The sequence below is a fragment of the Pseudonocardia acidicola genome, from assembly GCF_012911935.1.
GTDB classification, from domain to species: Bacteria; Actinomycetota; Actinomycetes; order Mycobacteriales; family Pseudonocardiaceae; genus Pseudonocardia; species Pseudonocardia acidicola.
Genome location: NZ_JAAXLA010000024.1, coordinates 1 through 13,810, shown reverse-complemented (window position 1 = coordinate 13,810; position 13,810 = coordinate 1). Strand labels below are relative to the sequence as shown.

16 protein-coding genes are annotated in these 13,810 nt (G+C 72.7%); 4 read left to right on the top strand and 12 right to left on the bottom strand.

Annotation, left to right across the window (positions count from 1 at the left end):
* Positions 1–45: 45 nt before the first annotated feature.
* The 7 genes from HF526_RS14665 to HF526_RS14635 form a co-directional block, all read right to left on the bottom strand.
* Positions 46–297, bottom strand: a complete 252-nt coding sequence (locus tag HF526_RS14665) for a non-oxidative hydroxyarylic acid decarboxylases subunit D (protein ID WP_169381984.1) — start codon at positions 295–297, stop codon at positions 46–48.
* Positions 294–1,709 carry a non-oxidative hydroxyarylic acid decarboxylases subunit C gene (locus HF526_RS14660; RefSeq protein WP_169381983.1) on the bottom strand — a complete coding sequence of 472 codons (1,416 nt, stop codon included), beginning with the start codon at positions 1,707–1,709 and terminating at the stop codon, positions 294–296. The genes HF526_RS14665 and HF526_RS14660 overlap by 4 nt, the downstream gene beginning before the upstream one ends.
* 2 nt (positions 1,710–1,711) lie before the next feature.
* A complete protein-coding gene (locus HF526_RS14655) occupies positions 1,712–2,314 on the bottom strand; it encodes a UbiX family flavin prenyltransferase (RefSeq protein ID WP_338051482.1) in 603 nt (200 codons plus the stop codon).
* A 44-nt stretch (positions 2,315–2,358) separates the two neighbouring features.
* The gene (locus HF526_RS14650) at positions 2,359–3,009 is read right to left on the bottom strand and encodes a UbiX family flavin prenyltransferase (RefSeq protein ID WP_169381982.1); all 651 of its coding nucleotides are present in this window, start codon (positions 3,007–3,009) and stop codon (positions 2,359–2,361) included.
* A 369-nt stretch (positions 3,010–3,378) separates the two neighbouring features.
* The gene (locus HF526_RS14645) at positions 3,379–4,167 is read right to left on the bottom strand and encodes a COG4705 family protein (protein ID WP_338051481.1); all 789 of its coding nucleotides are present in this window, start codon (positions 4,165–4,167) and stop codon (positions 3,379–3,381) included.
* A gap of 197 nt (positions 4,168–4,364) precedes the next feature.
* Entirely contained in the window at positions 4,365–4,637 is a 273-nt protein-coding gene (locus HF526_RS14640; protein ID WP_169381981.1) for a hypothetical protein, read from the bottom strand.
* A 121-nt stretch (positions 4,638–4,758) separates the two neighbouring features.
* Positions 4,759–5,847: a 3-deoxy-7-phosphoheptulonate synthase gene (locus HF526_RS14635; protein WP_169381980.1), complete on the bottom strand. Its 1,089-nt coding sequence runs from the start codon at positions 5,845–5,847 to the stop codon at positions 4,759–4,761.
* A 198-nt stretch (positions 5,848–6,045) separates the two neighbouring features.
* On the opposite strand from HF526_RS14635, the gene HF526_RS14630 reads away from it, so the two are divergent.
* Positions 6,046–6,834 carry a carbon-nitrogen hydrolase family protein gene (locus tag HF526_RS14630; protein WP_169381979.1) on the top strand — a complete coding sequence of 263 codons (789 nt, stop codon included), beginning with the start codon at positions 6,046–6,048 and terminating at the stop codon, positions 6,832–6,834.
* A gap of 10 nt (positions 6,835–6,844) precedes the next feature.
* Here the strand turns inward: HF526_RS14630 and ppk2 are convergent, their stop codons facing one another.
* Positions 6,845–7,663 carry a polyphosphate kinase 2 gene (gene ppk2, locus HF526_RS14625; protein ID WP_169381978.1) on the bottom strand — a complete coding sequence of 273 codons (819 nt, stop codon included), beginning with the start codon at positions 7,661–7,663 and terminating at the stop codon, positions 6,845–6,847.
* A gap of 150 nt (positions 7,664–7,813) precedes the next feature.
* Between ppk2 and HF526_RS14620 the strand changes: the two genes are divergently transcribed.
* Positions 7,814–8,434 (top strand): hypothetical protein, encoded by a 621-nt coding sequence (locus HF526_RS14620; RefSeq protein WP_169381977.1) that lies wholly within the window; start codon positions 7,814–7,816, stop codon positions 8,432–8,434.
* An 8-nt stretch (positions 8,435–8,442) separates the two neighbouring features.
* Here the strand turns inward: HF526_RS14620 and HF526_RS14615 are convergent, their stop codons facing one another.
* The 4 genes from HF526_RS14615 to HF526_RS14600 form a co-directional block, all read right to left on the bottom strand.
* A complete protein-coding gene (locus HF526_RS14615) occupies positions 8,443–8,739 on the bottom strand; it encodes a 4a-hydroxytetrahydrobiopterin dehydratase (RefSeq protein WP_169381976.1) in 297 nt (98 codons plus the stop codon).
* Between the two features lie 69 nt (positions 8,740–8,808).
* Positions 8,809–9,669, bottom strand: a complete 861-nt coding sequence (locus HF526_RS14610; protein WP_338051480.1) for an ABC transporter permease subunit — start codon at positions 9,667–9,669, stop codon at positions 8,809–8,811.
* A complete protein-coding gene (locus HF526_RS14605; protein WP_169381975.1) occupies positions 9,666–10,619 on the bottom strand; it encodes an ATP-binding cassette domain-containing protein in 954 nt (317 codons plus the stop codon). The genes HF526_RS14610 and HF526_RS14605 overlap by 4 nt, the downstream gene beginning before the upstream one ends.
* Positions 10,620–10,642: 23 nt before the next feature.
* Entirely contained in the window at positions 10,643–11,695 is a 1,053-nt protein-coding gene (locus HF526_RS14600; RefSeq protein WP_239028690.1) for a LolA family protein, read from the bottom strand.
* A gap of 97 nt (positions 11,696–11,792) precedes the next feature.
* Between HF526_RS14600 and HF526_RS14595 the strand changes: the two genes are divergently transcribed.
* Positions 11,793–12,476 (top strand): response regulator transcription factor, encoded by a 684-nt coding sequence (locus tag HF526_RS14595; protein WP_169381974.1) that lies wholly within the window; start codon positions 11,793–11,795, stop codon positions 12,474–12,476.
* Complete coding sequence (locus HF526_RS14590) at positions 12,473–13,807, top strand: sensor histidine kinase (protein WP_338051479.1); 1,335 nt, start codon at positions 12,473–12,475, stop codon at positions 13,805–13,807. The genes HF526_RS14595 and HF526_RS14590 overlap by 4 nt, the downstream gene beginning before the upstream one ends.
* The last annotated feature ends 3 nt before the right edge of the window (positions 13,808–13,810 follow it).

Genomic DNA, 13,810 nt, shown 5'->3' with positions numbered 1-13,810 from the left:
GGGTGCTTCCCCTGTCGTGGCCGATCCTCGACGCTGCCGCGGGCGCTACTGCTGCCGGGGCTCGGGAATCGACGGGAACACCGGCATCTCCGGAATGGTCTTCGGGTCGATCTTGAAGACCTCCGGGTACGTGGCCGGATCGGTGGCGTAGGAGGGTTCGGTGCTGCGCCAACTGTAGAAACACGTGTGGCAGGAGAACATGGTCCACGCGCCGGGGACCGGAGAGACGGTGAGCACCCGGATGTCGTGATCGTCGCAGCGGGGGCAGATGGTCGGCAATTCGTCGGACTTGGTCATCGCAGCAGCCCCTTGAGCTTCTCTTCCCATTCCCTCGTACCCATCGGCGAGTCGACCTGCTGGGAGTAGTGGCCACGGGTCTCCGGCGCGATCGGAGTGGTCGCGTCCAGCACCACCTTGTGGATGATCCCGGGCGGATCGGAACTGGGATCGAGCGGCAGCACCGACGCGTTGGGCACGGTCACGATGTCGTAGTGCGGGTGGAACTTGACCGACAGTGCCCACATCACCTGGGCCAGGTTGAACGGGTCGACCGTGTCGTCGACCATGATGATGACGGTGCAGTAGCCGAGGCCGTGCGGGGTGGCCATGGCGCGCAGGCCGACTGCTTTGGCGAAGCCGCCGTAGCGCTGCTTGACCGAGATGATGGCCAACAGCCCCTGGGTGTACATCGCGTTGACCGCGATGACGTCGGGGAAGTCCCTCTTGAGTTGCTGATACAGCGGCACGCTGGTGTTCAGGGCCAGCGTGTAGTCCATCTCGGTCCACGGCATGCCGAGATAGAGGTGCTCGAAGATGGGGTTCGTCCGGTAGCTGACCTTGCGGATCTGGATCACCGGTTGCCGGCGTCCACCCGAGTAGTGTCCGGTGAACTCGCCGAACGGGCCCTCGATCTCGCGGACCCCGGCGATGATCTCGCCCTCCAGGACCGCCTGGGACCCCCACGGCACGTCGAAGCCGGTCAGCGGCGCCGTGGCGATCTGGTACGGGCTGCCCTGGATGGCGCCGGCCATCTCGTACTCGGACTGCTCGTAGGTCAGCGGCATGCCGCCGACGGTGGTGATCACCGGCTCGTTGCCGATCGTGATCGCCACCGGCAGGTTCTCCCGGCGCTCCTCGGCTGCGCGCAGGTGCAGCCCGATGTCGTGGGTGGGCAGCGGCTGGATCCCCAGCCGGTCGATGTCCTTGACCTGGATGCGGTAGATGCCGACGTTCTGCTTGTTGAAGTCGTCCGGGTCGTCGGGATCGCGGCTGACCACCGCGGCTTTGTCGATGTAGCAGCCCACGTCGTAGCGGTTGAGCCGGAACAACGGGAACAGGTCGAACAGGTTGATCCCGCCGTCCATGGTGTGCTCCCGCCACGGCGGGTCGTCCCGGCGCTCCACGGCGACCGGGAAGTCGTCCCAGCGACGGGCGAACGCGAAGAACTGCTCCTTGACCGGGGTGTCCTTGTCCAAGCCCAGCATCAGCGCGTGGTTCGGCCACGAGCCGATCACGTTGAGCGCCACCGACCCGTGTTCGTAGCCGTAGATGTTGTTGAACAGCAGCGCCGGCCCGCGATCGGTCAGGTTGGACACCGCTCGGGCCGCCGCGCCCAGGTCCGGCTCGGGCTTCACCGTGTCGGTGATCTTCAGCAACTGGCCGTTGTTGTCTAAATGGGACAGAAAGTCAGGTAGATCCGAGTACGCCATGTTCATTCCTCAGGTCGGACCGCGGCGAGTCGGGTCGAGGGCGCTGTGCCCATCCCCGCCCACCGCCGCACGGACGGCAGCGACTGGCCGAATTGATCCAGAGCACGGCCGACGATGTGGTCGACGATCTCGGCGACGCTCGTCGGCCGGGTGTAGAAGGCGGGCATCGGCGGCAGGATCACCGCGCCCATCCGGGTCAGGTCCAGCATGTTCTCCAGATGGATCGCCGAGAGCGGCGTCTCCCTGGCCACCAGTACCAGTCGGCGCCGCTCCTTCAGCGTCACGTCGGCCGCGCGGGCGATCAGTCCCTCGCCGTATCCGGTCCTGATGCCGGCCAGCGTCTTCATGCTGCACGGCGCCACGACCATGCCGTCGGTCGGGAACGAGCCGCTGGAGATCGCCGCGCCCTGATCGTCCGGGCTGTAGGTCACAGACGCCAACGCGGTGACGTCCCGGATCGAATAGGGCGTCTCGTGCGCCACCGTCGCCCGCGCCCAGCGACTCACCACCAGGTGTGTCTCCACCTCGAGTTCGCGCAACGCCTCCAGCATCCGGATGCCGAGCACCGCCCCGGTGGCGCCGGTCATCGCGACCACGACTCGCACGGAGTTTCTCCTCTGACGTGCGGGAAGCCGGTTCTCCGGACCGGTTACCGGTGTTCGAGGACGTGCTCGCGGTGGGCAACGGTCTCGTGGCCGTCCCACTGGTAGCGGTCGGTCTCCGGCAGGTCGATGAGTTCCAGCAGCCGTTCGACCAACTCGTCCTGCAACTCCCCCAGGGTCTGCGGGACGTTGTAGTAGGTCGGGATCATCGGGTAGACGATCGCGCCGGTCTCGGTGACCGCGACCATGTTGCGCAGGTGGGCGAGGTTCAACGGCGCTTCCCGCAGGCACAGGATCAGCGTGCGGCGTTGCTTGAGGGCCACGTCCGCGGCTCGTTCGATCAGGGTCAGCGCCTGGGCCTGCGCGATCCGGCCCAGCACGCCGGCCGCGCACGGCAGCACGATCATGGCATCGTTGCGATAGCTGCCGCTGGTCACCGGTCCGCTCATGTCGTCGGGATCCAGCACCCGCACCTTCGGCGAGGTCACGCCGAGGGCCTGCAGCACCGAGTTCTGGTCCTCCCCGGTGTGGAATTCGAAGGCCACCAGCTTGCGTCCGTTGTCCGAGACCATGAGGTCGACGTGCGAGACGCGGGTGTCCTGCTGCAGGGCCTGCAGTAGCCGCTTGGCGGCTCCGGTGCCGCCTGCACCGGTGATGGCCACCGTGATGTTCCGGCCTTGCGTCATGCCTTCGGTCATTTGTCCTCCTCGAACGGTTCGGCCGCCCGTGGACACCGAGTGATCACCATTGGTCGACCGGTGCGGGCCCGGTGCATCTGCCCGGGCGGCCGTTCCAGGCCACGGCGTGCGCACGCGCTTTCACGGACGTACGCACCCGCTTCCCCGCGGACGTGCACCGCTTCTGCGGACGTGCGCACGTACTCCTCCGGTCAGGGTGACGCGCAGGGTCGGGCGGCGCCTGCTGCTGGGAGGCCGAAATCCGCGCCGCGATTCCACCCCCGCGGCGATAGCCGGGCGCGGGCGATCGCGCGCCCGCAGGTCAGCGCGTCAGCGGTGTTCGGGGGCGGCCGGCCAGGACGCGGTGAGCATCCCGGGCGGACTGTCCGATCAGGACTGCGAGGCGACGTCCCCGCGGGTGGCGCTCAGGAAGCCGACGAGACCGAGGATCACGATCGCCAGGCCCACGCTGACCGTCCCGGTGCCCAGCCCGAGGCCGCCTGCAGCGGGCGGCACCGCCGCCCAGTCCGCGAACGAGGCGCCCAGCGGCCGGGTCACGATGTAGGCCAGCCAGAAGGCCAGGATGGCGTTGAGGCCGAACCGCAGATGCGCCACCGCCGGGACCGCGATCACCACGGCGAACAGCACACCCGACGCGAGGTAGCCCAGCGCCAGGGTCCTCGCGGTCAGGTCGCCCGCTGCCGTGCCGAGCGCGAACGTGGTCATCACCGCGGCCCAGTAGAAGAACTCTCGGCGCCGGGTGTGAATGCTGTGGATGGACAGCGTCTTCTCGCTCGCGTACCAGGCCGCGAAGACCAGTGCCAGCACGACCACCAACCCGAGGGTGGACTCCAGGTACGACAACCCCAGGGCCAGGCGCACACCGTCCGCGACCAGCGTGCCGAACACGCTGACCATGACGATGGCGAGCCAGTAGATCCACGCCACGTACCGGCGGGCGGTGAACTGCAGCGTCAGTGAGGCCACCAGCCCCACGCCGGCGAGTGCGACCGCGAGCACCGGGCTGAGCGCGTGGTCCAGGTAGTCGGCCGCGGCCTCGCCCATCCCGGTGGTCAGCACCTTGATGATCCAGAAGTACACCGTCGCTTCGGGAACCTTGCAGAGCAGGTGCCGCGTGCGGGCCAGGGGCACTGTCTGCTCCATGTCGCCGGTCGCCACGGCAGCAGAGTGGCACGCTTGCGCGGCGACCACGGAGGAAGGGGTTGGCGAACGACCGTCGCCGGATCGTGCTAATGGAGGCAGTCGGAGCGCCCGCTGTGAATTGCGTTCCGTGATCGAACGTGGGGCTGCGGCGCGCCGGATTCGACCGAAAGGGTACCACTCGCCCGTGTTTGCCGGGCTTGCACCTCTGCGGCTCACCGCCGAGTCGGTGGCGCGTCCGTCGGCCCCGACCACCGGTAGACCGCGCTGCCGTCGGCGTGCCGGACCCCGGTGCGCTCGTACGTCGACAGCTTCCGCTGCGCCGGTGGCAGCGGCATCGACGTGTTGTCGTCGACGACCTGCGCCACCGCCGGGTCGAGCAGTTCGATGCGGGGCGGTGGCGCGCCGTCGGATCCGGCCTCGATCGTCACCCACTCGCCCCCGCGAGGACCGTTCTCCACGAAGACTCGAAGCCGCGGGTCGGGCATGCCGCCGAACCTACGGCGCTGCGGCGGCATCCGCAGGGAGCGCCCGCGCGCGGCTTCACGCGGTAGTCGTTTCCGGCCGGCGACCACGACGTGAAGCCGCGCGCGACAGTGGTGCCGGGCCTCAGCGCCGGGTCTGCACCGCCGCCGCGAGCTCGTCGAGCAGCGCCGCGGTCGTGTCCCAGTCCATGCAGGCGTCGGTGATGCTGCGGCCGTAGCTGAGCTCGTCGCGCGCACCGAGCGTCAGGTCCTGGCGGCCGGCGGCCAGGAAGCTCTCCAGCATCACGCCGGCCACACCCCGCTCGCCCGCGGCGATCCGCGCGGCGACGTCGCGGACCACGGCGGCCTGCTGCACGTGGTCCTTGCCGCTGTTGCCGTGGCTGGCATCGATGAGCACGCGCTCGGGCAGCCCGGCCGCGCGCAGCCGCTCCATCGTGTGCGCGACGGTGACGGCGTCGTGGTTGGGCCCGGCCGACCCGCCACGCAGGATGACGTGGCAGTCCGGGTTGCCCGACGTCGTGATCAGCGCCGCGAGCCCGTCGCGGTTGATGCCCATGAACACGTGGCTCGCCGCGGCCGCCCGCGCGCCGTCGACCGCCACCTGGACGTCACCGTCGGTCGAGTTCTTGATCCCGACCGGCATCGACAGCGCACTGCACAGCTGACGGTGCACCTGGCTGGCCGCGGTCCGGGCGCCGATCGAGCCCCAGCTGACCGTGTCGGCGATGAACTGCGGGGTGATCGGGTCGAGGAACTCGCAGCCGACGGGCAGCCCGAGCGCGGAGACGTCGAGCAGCAGCTTGCGGGCCAGCCGCAGGCCGGTGTTGACGTCGAACGTCCCGTCCAGGCCCGGGTCGTTGATCAGGCCCTTCCAGCCGAGGGTGGACCGGGGCTTCTCGAAGTAGGCCCGCATGACGACCAGGAGCCGGTCGCTGACACCCGCGGTGTGCGCGGCCAGCCGGTGGGCGTAGTCCAGGGCGGCCTCGGGATCGTGGATCGAGCACGGTCCGACGACCACGATCAGCCGGTCGTCACGCCCGTCGAGGACGTCGACGATCTCCGCGCGGGCACGGGTGACCGTCTCCGCCACGGCCGCGTCGACGGGCAGCTCGTGGCGCAGCAACGCGGGGGACAGGAGCGGACTGATCCGGTTGGTGCGGTGGTCGTCGAGCACCTGGTCGCAGGCGTCCGCCGGGTGGGCGGTGAGAGACATGACGGGGGCTTCCTTTCCGGCAAGCCGCCTCGTCGGTCCCGTCGAGCCGGCTTGTCGATCCGGCTCGGGGATGGGAGGTCAGCGCAGCGAGACGCCTGCCGGCCCATCCGGGGCCGGGCGTCCAAACCAGTACTGGCGCTGCACGGGCTCGACTCTAGCGGTTCGCCGTGCGGGCCTCGTACGGGGATCATCTCCGGCATGCGCATCGCCCTCGCCCAGGCCGCCTCCTCGACCGAGCCCGAGGACAACCTGAAGCTGATCGACGACTACACCCGGCGGGCCGCCGACGCCGGCGCCCGCCTGGTGGTGTTCCCGGAGGCGGCGATGTGCCGGTTCGGCGTCCCGCTCGGGCCGGTGGCCGAGCCGCTGGACGGGCCGTGGGCGACACGGGTCCGGGCCATCGCGGCCGACGCCGGGATCACGCTGGTCGCCGGCATGTTCACCCCGTCCGCGGACGGGCGGGTGCACAACACGCTGCTGGCCACCGGCGGCGGCGTCGACACGTCCTACGACAAGATCCACCTGTTCGACGCCTTCGGGTTCGCCGAGTCCGACACCGTCGCGCCGGGCCGCGAGCCGGTCACCGCCGACGTCGACGGCCACACCGTCGGTCTCGCGACCTGCTACGACGTGCGGTTTCCCGGGCTGTTCCAGCAGCTGGCCGGGCGCGGGGCGGCGCTGATCGTGCTGCCCGCGTCATGGGGGGCCGGGCGCGGCAAGCGTGAGCAGTGGGACGTGCTGGTGCGCGCCCGCGCGCTGGACTCCGGCGCGTTCGTCGCGGCGTGCGACCAGGCCGACCCGACGACCGTGGGCGGTGAGGCGGGCAAGGCACCCACCGGGATCGGGGCGAGCCTCGTCGCCGACCCGTTCGGCGCCGTCGTCGCGCAGCTGGGGGCCGAGCCCGGGCTGCTGGTCGCCGACCTCGACCTCGACCAGGCCGAGACGGCTCGGGCGCGGACCGGGGTGCTGGCCAACCGCCGGTTCTGATCCGTGCCGGTCAGTCCTTCAGCGTCGCCGCGTGGTCGGGCACCTCGTTGAACATCTCCCGGGGCGGCCGCAGGTAGCCCTGTGATCGTGGCCGCTTCGGCAGGGTCAGCTCGGGCCGCTCCACGGGCCGCCACGGCACGCTGGACAGCAGGTGGGCGATCATGTTGATCCGGGCCCGCCGCTTGTCCTCGGCCTCGACCACCAGCCATGGCGACGTGCGGGTGTCGGTCTGCACGAACATCTCGTCCTTGGCCCGCGAGTAGTCCTCCCAGCGGCTGATGGACTCCAGGTCCATCGGGGAGAGCTTCCACTGCTTCATCGGGTCGGAGAGCCGGCCGCGGAAGCGCCGCTCCTGCTCGGCGTCGCTCACCGAGAACCAGTACTTGCGCAGCTCGATGCCGTCGTCGATCAGCAGTTCCTCGAAGATCGGGCACTGGCGCAGGAACCGCTTGTATTCCTGGGGCGTGCAGAACCCCATCACGCGCTCGACGCCGGCGCGGTTGTACCAGCTGCGGTCGAGCAGCACGATCTCCCCGGCCGCCGGCAGGTGCTCGACGTAGCGCTGGAAGTACCACTGGGTGCGCTCCCGTTCGGTGGGCGCGGGCAGCGCCACGATGCGGCAGATCCGCGGGTTCAGGTACTCCGACACCCTTTTGATCGCGCCGCCCTTGCCCGCCGCGTCCCGCCCTTCGAAGATCACGACGAGCCGGGCACCGCTGCCGCGCACCCACTCCTGCAGCTGCACCAGCTCGCTCTGCAACCGCAGCAGCTCGGCCTCGTAGAGCCTGCGTGGCAGCCGCTGGGCCTGCGGCCGCTCGGTCCCGGTCATCAGTGCTCCCATGGGTCGGCAGGCGCCCAGTCTCCCCCTGACGGCGCCGGGATGGGTCCGGCGGCGGCCGAGCAGCGAGTACGCCGCATCCGGGGTGGGTAACGCGACGGGTGACGGACGCGAATCCAGCGGTGTCTGCGAGGAGGAGCCGTGAGCGACACCCGGCGCACCGCCGCGCCGGACAACCCGGCCAGTCTCGGGGGCCCGGCGCCCGTACTCGAACGTGTGCACCGCGTCGTCGCGCTCGCCGTCGAGCCGTTCGAGCTGCTCGCCGAAGCAGGTGGGCTGCTGCTGCGGCTGGCGGCTCACGGAGCCGCGATCGAGGTCCTCCTGGTCACCGACGGCGTCTGCTCCAGCACGACCGTCGCCCGCAGGTTCTCCCGCCTCGGGCTGCGTGAGGTCCCGCGGATCCGGCTGGGGCTGTCGCGGCCGGTGCCCCGCGGGGCGGGCAACGACGTACTCGCCGCGCTCAGCGAGATCGTCGGCTTCGACCCGGATCCCGGGCTCGCGATGCTGGCGCCGGCGCCGCTGACCGTCCGGACCGAGCGGGCCGTGCTCAGCCGGGCCGCGCGGCTGGCCGCCGGGATCTACCACACCGACCTGATCCGCTACCTGCCCGCCGACGCGCCGGTCCGGCAATGGGCGACCCGGTGCCCGCTCACCGCCGAGGAAGCCCGCCGCAAGCGCTACGCGCTGGGCCTGCCGGCGGTGCCCGCCGACGAGCGGTTCTTCGTCGACCACACGATCCCCGCGCAGCGCGCCGGCTCCTGAGCCGCCGCTCAGCCCTGCGCGGCGTCGAGCTGCTCGGAGATGGCGCGGGCCAGCCCGACGTCGAGCTCGGTCAGCCCGCCCGCGGAGTGCGTGGACAGCCGGAAGGTCAGGGTCCGCCAGCGGATGTCGATGTCGGGGTGGTGGTCGCGCTCCTCGGCGATGGCGGCGACACGGTCCACCACAGCGATCGCGGCGGGGAAACTGGGCAGTTTCGCGGTGCGGACGAAGGAGTCGCCGTCGCGCTCCCAGCCGGGCAGGCCGTCCAGCGCGGAGGTGATCGCAGCGTCGTCGAGCAGATCAGCCATGCGCGCCATCCTCCCGTACACCCGTGCGCGGTGGGTGGCGCTGACGCACCACTCACCGCGCACGACGGGTCAGGCGTCGCGGCGCAGCATCCGGACCATGGTCAGCCCGCCGCCGACGGCGATGTAGCACAGCGCCCGCAGCGAGCTCTGCACCATCCCGTCGAGCGGCAGCGGGTCGCGCAGCGCGTCGGCGCCCGCGCCCCAGCCCGAGGTGAGCAGGTAGGGCTGCAGCCAGTCCAGCGCCGGGATCGCACCGAGCACGCCGAACACGATGAGCCCGCTGAGCACTGCGGCCAGCACGACCAGCGGGTGCTCGGTCAGCGCCGAGACCGCCAGCGCGATCGCCCCCACGGCGGCCAGCTGCCCGACCGTCCACACCACCACCAGCGCCACCCGGCCCAGCGCGTCGCCGAGCCCCACCGTGGTGCCCGACAGCGTCACCAGCTGCCCGTCGGCCCCGCCCACGACCACGAGCCCGGCCAGCACCCCGACCACCGCGATGACCCCGGTGGCCAGCACGGCCACCACCAGCACCCCGAATGCCTTCATCCCGACCAGCCGCAGCCGCCCGACCGGCGCCAGCAGCAGCCCGCGCAACGTCCCGTGCGTCGCCTCCCCGGCGATCGCATCGGCCGCAGCCATCGCGACCGCCAGCGGCAGGAGCAGGGCCAGCGCCAGCGTCATCGTCGCGATCGGCAGCACCAGGCCGTTGCCGGCGATCGCGCCGATCAACCCGCCGCCGCTCTGCCGGTCCGCGATCACCACCCCGATCGAGATCAGCACCGGCATCAGCGCGAACAGGCCGAGCATCACCAGCGTGCGCGGGCGGCGCAGCACCCAGCGGACCTCGGCGGCGAGCAGCCGGCCCAGCGGCGCAGCGGTGCGCGGGTGGGTCGCCGGGTCCGCCGCGAGCGGCACTGCTGTGGTCACCGGGCCTCCTCCGTCAGCCGCGCGAAAAGCTCCTCCAGCCGGGCGCGGCGCCGGCGCGCCTCGTGCACCGCCACCCCGGCCCGGACCAGCAACGCGATGATCTCCGGCGCCGGCGGGCCGTCGTCGGCGACGACCACCGCGTCGCCCTCCCGGAACGCCGTGGCCCCCGCGCCCCGCAACGCCCGCAACGCCTCGTCGACGTCCGGGGTGCTGATCACGAGCCCGCCGGTGTCGGCCTCGAGCAGTGTCCGCAGCTCACCGGCGGCGACCAGCGAGCCGGCCTGCAGCACGGCGACGTGCGTGCACGTCGCCTCCACCTCGGCCAGCAGGTGTGACGACACGAGCACCGTCGCGCCGCCCGCGTGCAGTTCGGCGATGACCCGCCGCACGTCGCGGGTACCGGCCGGGTCCAGGCCGTTCGTCGGCTCGTCGAGGACGACCAGACGGCGCGGCACGAGCAGCGCCGCGGCCAGCCCGAGCCGCTGCTTCATGCCGAGGGAGTAGCCGCGGTAGCGACGGTCGGCCGCGTCGGCCAGGCCCACCCGCCCCAGTGCGGCGTCGACCGCGCCCGGGATCGCCCGCCCGGCCAGCCGCGGCTCGGCGGCGGCCGCGCGGCGCAGGTTCTCCCGGCCGGACAGGAACGGGTGGAACCCCGGGCCCTCCACCAGGGCCCCGACGTCGGGCAGGGCGTACGCCACCGCCTCGGGCACCGGGGAGCCGAGCAACTCGGCGGTGCCGGCCGTCGGACGGGTCAGCCCGAGCAGCATCCGGATGAGCGTGGTCTTGCCCGAACCGTTCGGGCCGAGCATCCCGAGCACGGAACCGGCCGGGACGTCCAGGTCGATCCCGTCGACGGCCACGGTCCGCCCGAACACCTTGCGCAGCCCGCGGGCACGCGCGGCGGGCGGCGCGGTGGTGACCTCTGGAACATCGGACGGTGCGACGGCCACCCGCGCATTGTCGGGGGTCAGGGTCACTTCGACAGGGCTTCGGTGAGGACCTGCTCCGGCACCGCGCCGGCCGCGATCCGGCCGTCGCCGGTGATGATCGCCGTCGCGACCGCGGTGGTGATCTCCCGGCCGCTGCCCCAGCTACCGCTCACCGGCTTGCCCAGGCCGGCGAGGTCGGCGACGTTGCCGCGGCCCGCGCCGGGCGCCCCACCCTGGCTGCCGCCGGTCGTGGGCACCTTGCCGATCACCACGGCGTCCCAGCCGTCACCGATGACCTTCGTCCCGGGTGGCGGGCCCTGCTGGCCCTGGGGCCCGTGCTCGGCCGGTGCGTTGGTGACGGTGGCCCCGGGTGGCGGGGTGAAGCTGAACAGCGACCCGTCCTGCGGGCCGAACGTGACGTCGGTGAACCCGATCTGCAGCGCCGGGGCGGACGAGCCGTTCGCCAGCACGCTCAGCCGCAGCGGGACCCGCTTCTGGGCGTCCACCGCGATCCGGACCTCACGCAGCAGGGTCCGCTCGGTCGGCGCCGGCGCGAGCACCAGCTCGTAGGCCGGCCGCCCGGCGACCTCGGCGGTGCCGTCGACGCTGACCGTGCTCGTCGTACGCAGTTTCCGGATCGCCTGGGTGGCGGCGCCACTCGGGTCGGTCATGGCCGACTCGGGCGCCGTCCGGTCCCCGGCACCCTCCGGTTTGCGGGTGACGGTGCGGTCGGCGGAGTTCCAGGACCACACCGTCGTCCCGTCGGCGACGATCGTGCGCTCACCCTGCGCGGTGGGCACCGCCAGCCGGCCCTTGTGATCGCCGTCGGACCACACCCGCGCCGTGCTCGTCCCGTTCGCGGCCTGCGGCAGCTGCGGGATCGGGGGCAGGCCGAGCGCGTTGTCCAGCTCGACGGTGCCGTTGAAGGGCCCCGGCTTCGCCGAGAGCACCGAGCTGACCAGATCCTCCGGCGAGACCGGTGGCAGCTGCGGAGCCGCCCCGGCCCCCGCCGGCACCGCGAGCAGCCCCAGCCCGACGGCACCGGCGACCGTCACGCCCATCCCGACCCTGATCCAGCCCGTGCGCCCTACAGCCATGGGCACAGCCTGACGCATCGCGGCTGAGAGATGTCTGAGGTGACGGGCCCGGCACGACGTTCCCGCGGCCGCGTCCGGACCAGTAGCGTCGCCGCCGATGGCACGAGTGCTGGTGGTCGACGACGAACCCGGGGTGCGGACCGCACTCGCCCGGGGGCTGACCGCCGAGGGCATGGAGGTCGTCGCGGTCGGCGACGGCCCGTCCGCCCTGCGCGCCGCGATGACCGGCAGCTTCGACGCCGTGGTCCTGGACATCATCCTGCCCGGGCTGTCCGGTTACCGGGTGCTCGAACGCCTGCGAGCGGGCGGCGTCGACACCCCGGTGCTGCTGGTGTCGGCCAAGGACGGCGAGATCGACCAGGCCGACGGTCTCGACCTCGGAGCCGACGGCTACCTGGTCAAGCCGTTCTCCTTCGTCGTGCTGGTCGCGCAGTTGCGGGCGATGCTGCGCCGGCGCGACGCCGCGCTGGGCCGGACCGGGCAGCGGGTGCGGCTGGGGTCGCTGGTGGTCGACCCGGCGGCGCGCACGGTCACCTGGGACGGCCGGCCCGTCGAGCTCTCGCCCCGGGAGTTCGCGCTGCTGCACGCACTGGCGACCCACCCGGACACCGCCGTGGCCAAGGACGAGCTGCTCCGGCTGGTGTGGGGAGACGAGCAGGCCGCCAGCCGCAACGTCGTCGAGGTCTACGTGGGCTACCTGCGGCGCAAGCTCGACGCCGTCGGCGCCGGACACGTCGTGCGCACCGTGCGGGGCTACGGGTACCTGGTCGGCTCTGCGTGATCCGCCGGCTGCGCCGATGGTGGGCCGCCCGGACGCTGCGGTTCCGGATCACGCTGGTCGTCGGGGTGGTCGCGCTCTGCGCGCTGATCACGCTGAGCCAGCTGGGCGCCGGGTTGCTGCAGTCGACGCTGCTCAGCGCGGCCGACGCCGAGCTGCGCGGGCAGGCCCGGGCCGCCGCCGGCCGGATCGCCGCCGGCACACCGGTGGACGCCCTGGCGCCGCAGGAGTCGGTCCGGGTGGTGGACACCGCCGGCACCCCGGTCGACGGCCGTGGGCCGCTGCCGCTGCGCCCGGGGGAGATACGTGACCTGGCGGCCGGCGAGTCGGTGAACGTCTTCCGCAACGGCGAGCCGCGGCGCTGGCTGGCGGTGCCGGCGATCCTCCCCGACGGCTCGACCCGCCTCGTGGTGGCCTCCGGCGACCTGGTGGGCGCGGGGACGCTGCTGGCCCGGGGGGCGTTGGGGCTGCTGCTGGCCGCGCTGCTGGCGGCCGTGGCCGTCGCGCTGGCGGCGTGGGTCGCGACCCGGGCCGCGTTGCGCCCGGTCGACCGGATGCGCCTGGCCGCGGCGAAACTCCCGCCGGGGGAGCGGCTGCCGCTGCCCACCGCCCGCGACGAGCTGTACGCGCTGGCCGAGGAGATCAACTCGCTGCTCGCCCGGCGCGACGACGCCGTGACCAGGCTGGAGCGGTTCACCGGCGACGCCGCGCACGAGCTTCGTTCGCCGGTGGCCGCGATCCGCGCGCAGGCCGAGGTCGCGGTCGCACACCCCGACCCGACACTGGCCGACGAGACCCTGCGCGGAGTCGCGGTGGAGGCGCAGCGGCTGTCGGTGCTGCTCTCCGACCTGCTCGCGCTGGCCCGGGCCGACGCCGGGCAGCGTCCGGCCGCCCAGCCGGTCGACCTGGTGGAGGCCGCCCGGGAGGCGATCGGGCGAGCGGCGATGATCGACAACGGCGACGGACCGGTACTGCAGCTCGTCGCGCCGTCCCCGGCCAAGGCCGCCGCCAGCCCGGCCGAGGTCGGGCTGGTCCTGGACAACCTGCTGGGCAACGCATGCCGCTACGCCCGTTCGGTGGTCCGGATCGGCGTGCTGCCGGCCGGCCGTTGGGTGCGGCTCGTCGTCGAGGACGACGGCCCCGGCATCCCCGAGGCCGACCGCGAACGCGTGTTCGACCGCTTCACCCGGCTGGCCCCGGAGGCCGGGGGCGGCGGTGCGGGCCTCGGCCTGGCCCTGGTCGCGGCGCTGGTCCGCGGTCGCGGTGGAACGGTCGTGGCCGGCGCTGCCGCCGACGGCGGAGCCCGGCTCGAGGTCCGCTGGCCCGCCCCCTGACCC

Excerpts from the sequence above, each read along its gene's own strand:
- HF526_RS14650 (WP_169381982.1), bottom strand. The coding sequence starts at position 3,009 with ATGACCGAAGGCATGACGCAAGGCCGGAACATCACGGTGGCCATCACC.
- HF526_RS14660 (WP_169381983.1), bottom strand. The coding sequence starts at position 1,709 with ATGGCGTACTCGGATCTACCTGACTTTCTGTCCCATTTAGACAACAAC.
- ppk2 (WP_169381978.1), bottom strand. The coding sequence starts at position 7,663 with ATGACCGGGACCGAGCGGCCGCAGGCCCAGCGGCTGCCACGCAGGCTC.
- HF526_RS14615 (WP_169381976.1), bottom strand. The coding sequence starts at position 8,739 with ATGGCTGATCTGCTCGACGACGCTGCGATCACCTCCGCGCTGGACGGC.
- HF526_RS14640 (WP_169381981.1), bottom strand. The coding sequence starts at position 4,637 with ATGCCCGACCCGCGGCTTCGAGTCTTCGTGGAGAACGGTCCTCGCGGG.
- HF526_RS14630 (WP_169381979.1), top strand. The coding sequence starts at position 6,046 with ATGCGCATCGCCCTCGCCCAGGCCGCCTCCTCGACCGAGCCCGAGGAC.
- HF526_RS14595 (WP_169381974.1), top strand. The coding sequence starts at position 11,793 with ATGGCACGAGTGCTGGTGGTCGACGACGAACCCGGGGTGCGGACCGCA.
- HF526_RS14600 (WP_239028690.1), bottom strand. The coding sequence starts at position 11,695 with ATGGCTGTAGGGCGCACGGGCTGGATCAGGGTCGGGATGGGCGTGACG.
- HF526_RS14665 (WP_169381984.1), bottom strand. The coding sequence starts at position 297 with ATGACCAAGTCCGACGAATTGCCGACCATCTGCCCCCGCTGCGACGAT.
- HF526_RS14635 (WP_169381980.1), bottom strand. The coding sequence starts at position 5,847 with ATGTCTCTCACCGCCCACCCGGCGGACGCCTGCGACCAGGTGCTCGAC.